This window comes from Modestobacter versicolor (assembly GCF_014195485.1).
GTDB classification, from domain to species: domain Bacteria; phylum Actinomycetota; class Actinomycetes; order Mycobacteriales; family Geodermatophilaceae; genus Modestobacter; species Modestobacter versicolor.
Map to the genome: position 1 here is coordinate 1623204 of NZ_JACIBU010000001.1, position 12237 is coordinate 1635440.

At 71.1% G+C, this 12237-nt stretch carries 9 protein-coding genes; 2 read left to right on the top strand and 7 right to left on the bottom strand.

Translation table 11 applies throughout. The annotated features are described in order from the left end of the window. Positions 1-8 precede the first annotated feature (8 nt). The 6 genes from FHX36_RS07840 to FHX36_RS07865 form a co-directional block, all read right to left on the bottom strand. Entirely contained in the window at positions 9-1721 is a 1713-nt protein-coding gene (locus FHX36_RS07840) for a CocE/NonD family hydrolase (RefSeq protein WP_110550865.1), read from the bottom strand. Further along, on the bottom strand, positions 1718-2494 hold the full coding sequence (locus FHX36_RS07845; protein ID WP_110550864.1) for an SDR family NAD(P)-dependent oxidoreductase: 777 nt from the start codon (positions 2492-2494) through the stop codon (positions 1718-1720). Before FHX36_RS07845 ends, FHX36_RS07840 begins: the two co-directional genes overlap by 4 nt. A gap of 186 nt (positions 2495-2680) precedes the next feature. Then, entirely contained in the window at positions 2681-3664 is a 984-nt protein-coding gene (locus FHX36_RS07850; RefSeq protein ID WP_110550863.1) for an AAA family ATPase, read from the bottom strand. Between the two features lie 94 nt (positions 3665-3758). After that, positions 3759-5438 carry a flavin-containing monooxygenase gene (locus FHX36_RS07855; RefSeq protein ID WP_110550862.1) on the bottom strand — a complete coding sequence of 560 codons (1680 nt, stop codon included), beginning with the start codon at positions 5436-5438 and terminating at the stop codon, positions 3759-3761. Positions 5439-5478: 40 nt separating this feature from the next. Then, positions 5479-7083, bottom strand: a complete 1605-nt coding sequence (locus FHX36_RS07860; RefSeq protein WP_110550861.1) for a flavin-containing monooxygenase — start codon at positions 7081-7083, stop codon at positions 5479-5481. Then, positions 7080-8057: an alpha/beta hydrolase gene (locus FHX36_RS07865; protein ID WP_110550860.1), complete on the bottom strand. Its 978-nt coding sequence runs from the start codon at positions 8055-8057 to the stop codon at positions 7080-7082. The genes FHX36_RS07860 and FHX36_RS07865 overlap by 4 nt, the downstream gene beginning before the upstream one ends. A gap of 117 nt (positions 8058-8174) precedes the next feature. Between FHX36_RS07865 and FHX36_RS22735 the strand changes: the two genes are divergently transcribed. Both FHX36_RS22735 and FHX36_RS07875 read left to right on the top strand, forming a co-directional pair. Continuing rightward, on the top strand, positions 8175-8639 hold the full coding sequence (locus FHX36_RS22735; protein WP_110550859.1) for a MarR family winged helix-turn-helix transcriptional regulator: 465 nt from the start codon (positions 8175-8177) through the stop codon (positions 8637-8639). Between the two features lie 207 nt (positions 8640-8846). Further along, the gene (locus tag FHX36_RS07875; protein ID WP_220035812.1) at positions 8847-10232 is read left to right on the top strand and encodes a serine hydrolase domain-containing protein; all 1386 of its coding nucleotides are present in this window, start codon (positions 8847-8849) and stop codon (positions 10230-10232) included. A 572-nt stretch (positions 10233-10804) separates the two neighbouring features. On the opposite strand, the gene FHX36_RS07880 is transcribed toward FHX36_RS07875, so the two are convergent. Beyond that, on the bottom strand, positions 10805-11359 hold the full coding sequence (locus FHX36_RS07880; RefSeq protein WP_110550857.1) for a hypothetical protein: 555 nt from the start codon (positions 11357-11359) through the stop codon (positions 10805-10807). Between the last annotated feature and the right edge of the window lie 878 nt (positions 11360-12237).

The following is a 12237-nucleotide window of genomic DNA, read 5'->3' on the forward strand; positions in this document are numbered from 1 at the left end:
ACGGCGGCTCAGTCGCGCGGGGGCAGCACCGGCACCCGCAGGTGCGAGTCGAAGCGGCCGCCGGTGTGCACGGTCGTGCGGCCCGAGTTCACCGTCTCGGCGTGCCGGGCGTAGGTGAGCGGCTCGCGGTAGCGCATGACGTCGGTGCCCTGCACGACCAGCAGCAGCCGCTCCCCCGCGTCGAACCGGGTGCCCGAGGGCAGCACCTCGATGTCGAGCCGGGTCGGCTCACCCGGCGTCACCGGCAGCAGCCGCCGATGGGCCAGCACCGGCAGGAAGTCCGTCGACCGCTCGTCGTCCCGCTCCCGGTGCGAGGCCCGCTGCCAGCCCACCGCGACCGGGCCGTCCTCGAACTGGCCGTAGTAGGGGAAGCCGACCTGCCGGCCGTCGGCGTCCAGCTTGAACAGCGCCACGAAGACGTCGACGTCCTCGGCGCCGTCGGTGGAGACCCACAGGGTGGCGGTGGTGTGCCCGACCAGCTCCACCCGCTCCGGAAAGGTGATCGAGAAGGTGGCCCGGCGGGGCGCCAGGCCGGAGCCCAGGCTGTCGTAGCCGACCTCGGCGACCGCCTGCACCGGCGCCCAGCCCAGCGAGCCGTTGGCCGCGTCCAGGTGCAGCGGCCGGTGCTCGACGTCCTCCAGCGGCCACTGCTCGCGGTCGCGCCAGGTGCCCTGGTAGTAGGACTCCCGCACCTCCGCGCGCACCCGCGGCCACGACTCCAGGCCGGTGTCCCGGCCGAGCAGGAAGTGGTCGAAGAACGCCCGCTGGCGCTCGACGTTCTCGGGCTCGTAGTAGTAGGCCCACTTCTTGCGGCCGTGGACGTCGAGCCACTTGTGCTCCGACGACATCCGCCGGAAGCCCTCCAGCGTGCCGCGGGTGTGCAGCCCCTGGTCGGCCCAGCTGGCGACGACGAACGTCGGCACCCGGATCGCCTCCAGGTCCGCGGACTTGCTGGCCCAGAAGTCGTCGAAGAACGGGTGCGCGGCGGTCTCCGCCTCAAGGTCCTCGATCTCGGTGGTGCTCGCCCCCCACCGCTCCCAGATGTAGGGCCAGAACGAGGTCTCCGGGATCCCGCCGTGCCGGGCCACCTCGCGGTAGGTGTCGTTCCACCCCTCCCACGGGTTGATCGCGGCCAGGTGCGGCGGGTTCAGCTCGGCGACCCGCCACTGCAGGCTCGTCAGGTACGACACCCCCGACAGCCCCACCTTGCCGGCGCTCCACGGCTGGGTGCCGGCCCACTCGACGACGTCAGCGAAGGCCCGCGCCTCCTCCGGCGAGTGGTAGGTGGCCCGGCCCTCCGAGTACCAGGTGCCCGGGACGTCGGCCAGCACGATCGCGTAACCGTGCGGCACCCAGTACTCGGGGTCGGGCGCCTCGAACGTCGTCAGGTCCGAGGTCCACTCCGGCCGCACGCCGCTGGCCGGGTAGATCTGCCCGATCGGCGCCGGGTTGTGCTTGCCGTAGGGCGACCAGCTCACCAGCGGCGCGGCCGGGACGTCGGTGTCCGGCCGGTACACGTCGACGTAGAGCACGTGCCCCTCGTCGCCGAACGGGACGGCGATGTCCTTCTCGACCACCATCCCCGGCCGGTTCTCGAACCGGTGCTCGGGCGGCCGCCCGGCGCGCGACTCGGGCGTGCTGCGCGGGCCGCGGAACAGGTACTCGGTCGTCGGCCGGTCCATGACGCCCTCCGGGGTCGGGTGCGGTGGGGAGGTGGTCACGCCTGGAGCTGCCCGCCGTCGATGATGATCGTCTGGCCGGTGACGAACCCGGACTCCGGGGCGGCGAGCCAGAGCAGGGCGCTGACCAGGTCACCCGGCACCATGCCGCGCTGGATGAACCGGCCCTGCGCGGCGCGCTGCAGGTACTCCGGCGGGTTCATCGCGATGGCGGCCGGGGTCTCGACCAGGCCGGGGGCCAGCGCGTTCACGGTGATGCCGTCCGGGCCGAGCTCGCGGGCGGCGACCCGGGTGATCCCGTCGACGGCGGCCTTGCTGGCCACGTAGTGCACGAAGCCGGCGACGCCGTTGTAGACGGTGCTGGAGGCCATGTTGACGATCCGCCCGCCGCCGCGGGCGCGCATGGCCGGCACCACCGCCTTGATCGCCTGCCAGGTGCCCCGCGCGTTCACGGTCATCACCTGGTCCCAGACGTCGTTGGTCACCTCGGTCATCGGCCGCTTGGCGCCCAGGTCCATGAAGATGCCGGCGTTGTTGACGAGCACGTCCACACCACCGGAGGTCGCCGTCGCGTGCTCGACGAGGGCGGCCAGGTCGTCGTCGGAGGTGATGTCCGCGGGCACGAAGCTGACCCGGCCACCGCCGACAGCGGTCACCTCGGCGGCCAGCTCCTCCCCCGCCGCGCTGCTCCGGTGCAGGTCGGAGGCGACGACGTCGGCGCCGGTGGCGGCGAAGGCGCGCACGAAGTCACCGCCCATGCCCCCGGTCGCGCCGGTGACGATGACGGAGCGGGACGACGGGGCGGGGGTGGTCATGAGAGCGGGGATCTCCTCGTGGGCGGTGGGACGAGGTGTCCCACGTCACGCGGGAACCGCAGCAAGTGAACGCCCGTCGCCGAGGCGGGCCAACGGCGGAATGACGTACGGCCCGGAGGTCGAACGCCTCGACCGCTTCCCGACCACCCGCTCAGCCGACCGGGCGTCGCCATCGGCGCGCTCTGCTCACCAGGTCGGCTGCTCGCCCAGCGTGTGGGCAGCCTCGGCGATGTCGCTCGCCGTCAGCGTCATCACCTCGGCCCGGTCGAGCGCATCCACGCTCCGGCCCGTGCCGCGCGCCAGCCGCAGCGCCTGGCGGTTGAGCGCCTGCTCGAACAGCGTGCGCGCGAAGCGCGCGTTGCCGGACTCCTGGTCGGAGTTCAGGTTCGCGAGGGTGCGGCGGAGCGTCGCCTCGGCGTCGGGTTCGAGCACGTACTCGTGCTGGGCCACGATGGTGGCGAAGATGGCCTGGAGCTCATCCGTCGAGTAGTCGGGGAACTGGATCTCACGGGCGAACCGCGAGCGGAGGCCGGGGTTCGAGAGCAGGAACTGCTCCATCAGGTCGGGATAGCCGGGCACGATCACCACCAGGCGGTGGCGGTTGTCCTCCATGCGCTTGAGCAGGACCTCGATGGCCTCGGGCCCGAAGTCCATCCGGCCGTCGCCCTCCGGGGACAGCGAGTAGGCCTCGTCGATGAACAGGACGCCGTCGAGTGCCCGGCGGATGACGCGGTCGGTCTTGATCGCGGTCGAGCCGACGTACTGCCCGACCAGCGCGGCCCGGTCGACCTCCACCAGGTGGCCCTTCTGCAGCAACCCGACCGCCCGGTACATCTCGGCCAGGAGCCGCGCCACCGTGGTCTTGCCCGTGCCGGGGTTGCCGAGGAACACGAGGTGCTGGGACGTCGCGACCTCGGGCAGGCCGTGCGACTTGCGACGGGCCTGCACCTGCAGGAAGGCCACGAGCCCCTGCACCTGCTCCTTGACCGCCGCCAGCCCGATGAGCTCATCGAGCTCCGCCTGCACCTCCGCCAGCGGCCGGGCGGGACCCGGGCGGCCGCCGAAGAGGTCGCTCACCAGGTCGTCGACGCGACCGGGCCGCGGGAGCTGATCGCTCAGGCGCCCGACGGTCTCCCGGAGGTCGTCCAGCGGCCTGCGGTTGGACGCCATGCCGCGAGCGTAGGCGCGCCAGGGGCAGGCCACCTGGTCGGCGGCGACATGGCGGTCTGGTCAGGCGAGCTCGATGAGCACTGGTGGCCGACGGTCACGTGCGGGTGACGGGTCCGGACGAGCCGGCACCCGTGCGGGCGGGCGCGAAGACGAAGCCGTCGTAGCCGTTCGCGGCCATCTCGTGGAGGTGCTGGTGGTACTGCGGTCCACCGATGTAGACGACGAACTCACGCGGCTTGCCCGGGATGTTCGCACCGGTGAACCACGAGTCGGTCTGCGGGTACAGCGTGCGGTTGGCGCGCGCCTGGACCTCGGCGCCCCATGCCGCCTCCGCCTCGGGCACCGGTTCGATGGTCGCCAGGCCGTGCTCCCGCATGTGGCCGATGCAGGTGGCGATCCAGTCGCCCTGGGACTCCGTGCCGAAGAACTGGTGGAACATCACCGAGGGCGACTCCGGGCCGTGGAACATGAACAGGTTCGGGAAGCCCACGACGCTCAGGCCGAGGTAGGTGCGGCTGCCCGTCGCCCACTTGTCCTCGAGCGCCAGCCCGTCCCGCCCGACCGGGTTGATCCGGCGCAGGGCCCCGGTGATCGCGTCGTAGCCCGTGGCCAGCACGAGGACGTCCAGCGGGTACTCGCCCGTCGCCGTCCGGACGCCGTCCGCGGTGAACGTCTCGATCGGCTCCGTCCGCAGGTCGACGAGGGTGACGTCGTCCCGGTTGTAGGTCTCGAAGTAGCCCTCGTCCATGACCTGGCGCTTGGTGGCGAAGTAGTAGTCGGGCATCAGCTTCGCGGCGACCTCCGGGTCCGTCACGGTCTCCCGGATCTTCGCCCGGACGAAGTCGGCGACGTAGCCGTTGGCCACCGGGTCGGTGAGCAGGTCGCGGTAGCACTCGCGCAGGGCCAGCCCGCCCTGCTGCCAGGCCTCCTCGAACACCTGCAGCCGCTCCTCCTCGGAGTCCTCGTGGACCGAACGGGTGGAGGGCACCATCGACAGCGGCCTGCCGTACTCCTTGATCTGGCGGCGCACCTCCGCCCAGTTCTCCTTGCTGTCGCGCACCAGGTCGGCGTCGAGGGGCTGGTTGCGGGCGGGTAGGGCGAACTGCGGGGTGCGCTGGAAGACGGTCAGGTGGTCGGCCTCGCGGGCGACGTGCGGGATGACCTGCACACCCGAGGAGCCGGTGCCGATGACGCCGACCCGCTTGCCGGCGAACTCGACCTGCTCCTCCTGCGGCCAGTTCCCGGTGTGGAAGACCTCGCCGGCGAACGCGTCGAGGCCCGGGATGTCCGGCTTGTTGGGGGCGGAGAGGGTGCCGACCGCGGCGATCAGGAACTGGGCGCTGATCCGCTCGCCGTCACTGGTCTCGACCGACCACCGCTGCGCCGCCTCGTCGAACCGGGCCGACTGCACGGTGGTGTGGAGCTGGATGTCGCGGCGGAGGTCGAACGTGTCCGCCACGTGGTTGAGGTAGCTCAGCACGGCCGGCTGGTCGGGCTGCCGCTCGACCCAGTCCCACGCGCGCACGAGCTCCTCGGAGAACGTGTAGCAGTAGAACGGACCCCCGGGGTAGTCGACCCGGGCACCGGGATAGCGGTTCCACCACCACGTGCCGCCGACCTCGCCCGCCCGGTCGTAGACCCGTACGGACAGGCCCATCCCCCGCAGCCGGTGCAGGGCGTACATGCCGCTGACCCCGGCACCGATGACCAGCGCGTCGAGTTCCCGGACCGGCGCGGACCCGTCGTGCTCCGGTCGGCTCTGACCGTCTGGCATGCACTGCTCCCTGTCGTGGCGCTGGGTGTTCTCTGGACCCTCAGCTCGAGCGGAAGCCCGCGTAGCCGCGTGCTGCGACGTCCTCGCAGCGCTGGCGGTAGTCGACGATCCCGCCCACGTACGGCATGAAGACCCGCGGTTTCCCCGGGACGTTGGCCCCGAGGTACCACGAGTTCGCCTCGGGGTAGAGGGTCCTCGCCGCGGTCGCGTTCACGTGCTCGACCCAGGCCTGCTCGGCGTCCGCGCACGCCTCGATGAGGGTGTGGCCTTCAGACCGCAGGTGCTGCAGGCACGCGACGATCCAGTCGACGTGCTGCTCGATCGACACCACCATGTTGCTCATCACCGACGGGCTGCCGGCGCCGGCGACCACGAACATGTTGGGGAAGCCCTCGGTCGCCAGCCCCAGGTAGGTCACCGGTCCGGCCGCCCACTTGTCGCGCAGCTCCCGGCCGCCGACGCCACGGATGTCCATCCGCAGCAGCGGGCCGGTCATCGCGTCGAAGCCGGTGGCCAGCACGAGGACGTCGAGGTCGTGGGACGCCGCACCGGTCCGCACGCCCGACGGGACGACCTCGACGATCGGGTCGGACCGGACGTCGACCAGCGTCACGTTGTCGCGGTTGAAGGACTCGTAGTAGTTCGTGTCGATGGGCGGCCGCTTGGTGCCGAACGGGTGGTCGACGGGGACCAGCAGCTCCGCCGTCCCCGGGTCGGTGACCGTCGCGCGGATCTTGGAGCGGATGAACTCCGCCGCCGTTTCGTTGGCCTGCCGGTCGGTGAGGATGTCGGCGAAGGCGCGCGTCATGCCCGCGCCACCGCGGTCCCAGCGAGCCTGGAACTCCCTGTCCCGGTCGGCGGCCGGCACCTCCAGCGCCGGCCGGCTGCTCAGCTCCGACAGCGGGAAGGCGAACCCGAAGAAGGTGTTCCGGGCCCGCCGGCGGTGCTCGGCGTACCCGGCCTTCACCTCGGCGAGCTCGTCCGGTGAGAGGGGGCGGTTGCCGGCGGGCACGCTGTAGTTCGGCGTCCGCTGGAACACCACCAGCTGCTCGGCCTGCTCGGCGATGACCGGGATGGCCTGGATGGCGGAGGAGCCGGTGCCGATGACCCCGACCCGTCGGCCGGCCAGGTCGACGCCCTCGGCGGGCCACTGCCCGGTGTGCAGGACCTCGCCGCGAAAGGTCTCCAGCCCGGGGAAATCGGGCACCTGCGCCGCGGACAGGCAGCCGACGGCCAGGACCAGGAACTGCGCCGTCGTCGTCCCGGCGTCGGTCTGCACGGTCCACCGGCCGGTCGCGGCGTCGAACGAGGCGGCGTCGACCCGCGTGCCGAAGGCGATGTGCCGGCGCAGGTCGAACCGGTCGGCGACGTGCTCGAGGTAGCGCAGGAGCTCCGGCTGGGCGGCGTACCGCTCGGTCCAGTCCCACTGCTGCTGGAGGTCGTCGTCGAAGGAGTAGGAGTAGTCGACGCTCTCGACGTCGCACCGCGCGCCGGGGTAGCGGTTCCAGTACCAGGTGCCGCCGACGCCGTCCCCGGCCTCGAACCCCTGGACGGTGAGACCGGCCTCGGTGAGGCGGTGCAGTGCGTAGAGGCCGGCGATCCCGGCACCGACGACGACGGCGTCGACGTGGCCTGGCTGCGTCATCGGGAACTCCCCGTTGCGTCTGCGGCTCTCTCCAACTCGGCGACGATCTGGTCCATGGCGACCGCGCTGCCCGGCAGGGCGAGCATCGTGACGAAGCCGTGCATCTGGTCGGGGTGCTCGAGGAGGTCGACCTCGACACCGGCGTCCCGGAGTCGCCGGGCGTAGGCCAGGCCCTCGTCGAGCAGCGGGTCGTAGCCGGCGGTGATCAGCACGGTCGGCGGCATGCCCGCGAGGTCCTCGGTCTGCAGCGGCGACACGTCCGGGAGCCGGCGCGCTGCCGCGTCGGGCACGTACTGGTCCCAGGCCCACTCCATCGCGCTCCGCGACACGAGCAGCTGGTTCGCCGGGTCGAGGTAGGAGGCGGTCGCGGTGTCGGCGTCCGCGACGGGGTAGACGAGGACCTGCATCGCGATGCCCGGGCCGCCCTGGTCCCGAGCCCGGCGGGCCGCGACCGTGGCGAGGTTGCCGCCGGCACTGTCGCCGAGCAGTACCAGCGGGGCATCGGCCTCCAGACCGTGGGCCTCCCGTTGCTCGGCGGCCCACCGGACGACGGCGTCGGTGTCGAGGACCGCGGCCGGGTGGGGGTGCTCGGGGGCGAGCCGGTAGTCGACAGCAACGACGACGTAACCGCTGGCCGCGGCCAGGCGACGGGCGAAGGTGTCGGACTCGGCGATCGACCCGACGACCCAGGCGCCGCCGTGCAGGTAGACGGCCGTCCCCCGCGGCGGCTGCTCGGGCACGAAGACGCGGACGGGGACGGCGTGGCCGTCGTCGGCGGGGACCGTGAGGTCACGGACGTCGGCCATCGCCGGGCCCTCGCCGTTGAGCGCGATGCGGGCCGGCGCCAGAGCCCGCGCGTCCTCGGCAGTCCCCTCCTCCAGCGGGCGGCGTCCGGAGGCGGCCAACAGGTCGAGCACCTGCCGGCTCGCCGGGTCCAGCGGGGGCCTCGTCGACGTGCTCGTGTCGAGTGCCATCGACGCTCCCTCGCTCGGCCGTTCTGGCAGACGCCGTTGTTCGCATGCGAACATGGCCACGGTACCGAGCTGTGTCAAGGGTCACAGCCACTCGACAGCCGGAAGGACGCGCCTCTCGTGCCCATTCACCACAACGCGATCCCTGGTGCGCTGCAGACGGACCAGTACGCGCCGGCGTACCTGGCGCTGGTCTCGAACGCGATGTCGTGGGGTACGTCGATGCTGCTCCGGGAGTCGTTCGGGATCGGGCTGAACGACTGGCGGGTGATCGCAGCCCTGGCCATGCGGCCGGGCCTGACCTCGGGTGGGCTGACCCAGCTGCTGGGGCTGACCAAGTCGGTCGTGAGCCGGAGCACGACGGCGCTGATCGACTCGGGCCTGGTCGGCAGCGAGGAGCCCGACGGCACGCGGTGCCTCTACCTGACCGACCAGGGGGCGGACGTGTACGAACGCGTGCTGCCGGCCGCGCGCGAGCGCCAGGAGACGCTCCTGGCCGGGTTCACTCCGCAGGAGCGCGCCGAGCTGATGGGCTACCTGATGCGCATGTACCGGAACCTGAAGCCCCCGACGTCTCCGGAGTGATCTCCGTCCGTCGCCCGAAGGGCCGGTGAGCCAGGGGCAGCGGCGGGAGTGGTCTGTCGTCGCCGACGAACGCCCAGCCGGAGGTTCTGGCCGGCCGACCACGACACGTCCCCGCCGCCCCGTCCAGAGTCGGGGTCGACCGGACGGGACGCCGTCATGACGGGCAGCTCCGCCGGCGACCGTTCCGCCCACCTCCGGAGGACCACCGTGACCGAGGACCTGCAGGCCGAGCTCGACGCGCTGTCGGCGGAACTGGGCGTCACCGGGGTGGCGGCGGGCATCTGGCACGAGGGGCGGGAGAGCTACGCCTTCACCGGCGTGACCAGCGTGACGAACCCGCTGCCGGTCGACGAGCGCACGCTGTTCCAGTTCGGCTCGACCGGGAAGACGTTCACCGCCACGGCGATCATGCTGCTGGTGCAGGACGGCCGCGTGGACCTGCATGCACCGGTGCGCACCTACGTGCCGGAGTTCAAGACCAAGCAACCCGACGTCGCCGAGCAGGTGACCGTCCTGCAGCTCCTTAACCACACCGCCGGCTGGGACGGCGACTTCTTCGCCGACACCGGTAACGGCGACGACGCCCTGGCGAACTACGTCGCCCGGATGGTCGAGCTGGACCAGGTGACCCCGCTCGGCGCGACGGTCAGCTACAACAACGCCTCGCTGGCCCTGGCCGGTCGCGTGATCGAGAGGGTCACCGGCAGCACCTTCGAGCAGGCGATGCGCGACCTCGTGCTCGATCCGCTGGGGCTGGCGGACACCCTCTCCTTCCCCGGCCAGATCATGACCCGCCGGTTCGCCGTCGGGCACACCCGTGCCGACGACGGCACCGTGACGGTCAACGAGCCGTGGGCGCTCCCCCGCGCCGTCACCGCCGCGGGCGGCATGTCCGCCACCGCCGCCGACCAGCTGGCCTGGGCCCGGTTCCACCTCAGCGGCGGCACGGCGCTCGACGGCTCCCGGGTGCTCTCCGAGGAGCTGGTGCGGCTGATGCAGCAGCCGACGGCCGATATGCGGGGCAGCGCGCTGGGCGACGCCGTCGGCATCAGCTGGCTGCTGCGCGAGGTCGACGGGGTGCAGCTGGTCGGCCACGGCGGCACGACCAACGGGCAGTACTCGGACTTCACGATGGTGCCGGCTCGGGACTTCGCGGTTCTCAGCATGACCAACAGCGGTCCGAACGGCTCCGAGCTCAACACCCGGCTCACCAGGTGGGCGCTCGAGCACCACCTCGGCGTCCGAGAGACCGATCCGCAGCCCCTGGTGCTCGGCGACGACGCCCTCACCGTCTACGCCGGTCGCTACGAGACCGTCGCCAGCATCGCCGAGGTCACCGTGGAGGCCGGGCAGCTGGTCGTCACCTCGTGGGCCAAGGCGGCGATGACCGCGGCCCTGGGCGACAAGGCCGAGGAGAAGAGGCGCATGCCGTTGACCCTCGTCGCCGGTGAGCGCGACCCCTTTGTCATCTCCGAGGGGCCGGGCAAGGGGATGCGGGGCTACTTCGCCCGGGACGACGCGGGACGGCTGCTGGGCATGCACTTCGGCGGACGGTTGGCGTCCCGTGTCGGTGCCGCGCAGGTACCGGCCTGACCGCTGCCTGCAGAGGGCCTTCTACGCCGGACCTCGGCGCGGACCAGGTCTGGTCGCCAGGAAGCCGGGCGCGCGCCGGGACGTCACCGCTGGGCAGCATGCCCGGACATGACGAAGGCCTCCGACCAGCATTTCTGCTGGCCAGAGGCCTGAGCTGCTCCCTCGATAGGACTTGAACCTATAACCCTGCGAATTGATCTTGGACCGGTGGCTCGCGTTTGCAGGAGTGTATTACCGCAGCTCAGCGGCTTGCTGATCTTTGCTTCGGCGAAAGAAAAACTGAAATTAACGACCATATTGGATGCCTAGGGAGTGCCTGCCGCCACCGCTGCGACGCCGAAGCACACGACGGCGCGTCGATCGACTGGGACTGCCGGGGCGTCCGCGATCGCGTCACGTTGAAACCCGCAGGGAACGGCTTAGGCACGGTGTGGGTCGCTCCGGCGAGGCTGCAGCGTCACGGGTAAGGGGTCAACCGAACCAGGGGCAGTCCCGACTGGTGCATCGATCAGTGGACCGTCTTGACGGTCTACTGAGAACGCAGAAGCGGGTCAATACTCGACCTCGCTGCCCTAGCGGGCGGCCAGGTCATCCAATAGGGCTGGGATGAGCGCCTCGAACCCGGCGACGTCCCCCTTGCCGGGCAGCAGGATCGGCTTGTCGATCCCCTTGTATGTAAGGGTAAGTACTGCGAGGCGAGGCCACGACCAGTCGTTGTCCCTCAAGCCCGCGCTCCACTCGTTCCCACCGTTGAGCACTTGACCGTCGGCGTCGGCGGATGGCAGCTCTAACGCCGCGAGTGCGCTGCGCGGGACGATCTGGACGCTCACCCGTGCGGCTTCGTGGTCCTCGAAGTCGCTCGGTTGCACGCCGGGTGCGAGGCAGACAACCTCGTCGAAGCGGACCACCGCCAAGTGACGTTCGGTCCAGACATGCAGGTCGCCGCTGGCGGCGAACCTTCGGGTGTACTCGGCTGCGATCTGGACGAAACGCAGTTTCTCCGATTGCAGTAGCAGCGCGAGGCGCGCGTACAGGTGCGGATAGATGTACTGCCCCTCCAGGTGCTTCTCCACCCGGTCTGCCAGCTGGCTGGCCCACACCATCCGGTGATCCTGTTCGTCGGTCACGACTGCTCCTTCTGTTGGGGCTCATAGAGTTATCAGCGGCCACCGACAGAACCGACCGTGAGGCGGCCATGGTCAGCGCCCGCGGTGGGAAGTACGGCTACGTTTCCGTCGGCTTCAGGATCTGCACCGGCGCTGCGCCGGCACGGCATGACGAAGCGGCAGGCCGCCGAGATCGCGAACGCCGGCACCAGCCACGCGAAGAAATGATCGTGGCCCGCCGTGCCACCCGCACCCGCTGGAGACCACCGGCCAGGAGCTTCGCGAGCTCGCCGAGGCACTGCCTTACACCCGTGACCCGCTGTGGCGGGAGATCCGCTACAGGCGCGCCGACGGGGCGCTCGGCGCCGACTGCTGATTGTCAAGGAGACCACCGGAGGGGCTGACCTGTGCCCATGCCCTCCTCCGGCGCATTGTGGCCCTCAAGCAGCTCGAGCACATTACTCCGGCGCTCGCCCAGTGGTCAGCTTGGTACGCTGGCGACACCGACTATGTCGACGAGGTGTACCGCCCCCGAGCCTCGACCGGCCGGCGCAGTACCGCGCCAGCATGCCACGAATTTCGCTGGCCTCCTAAGCACGACCGGCGACCGAATGCGCATCGGCGGCCGTGATCGCGGCGAGTTGCTCGACGGGGTCCAACGTCAGGCTGGGGAGGTAACAGCGGCCTTGATCCGCCTGAAAGTCACGCCCCGGTGCGGCCGGCGCTGTGCCTGACGGGTGACGCCCGACCCGCCAGGATTCAAGTGGCCTCCGGCGTTCTGCTCACCACGCCCGAGACCGTGACCCCGATTGTCACACTGCCCCGCCTGCTCGACATAGACGCCCTGGCCCGAATTGCCGATCTGCTCGCCGCCCCCCCCATTGAAAGGCCATGCCGGT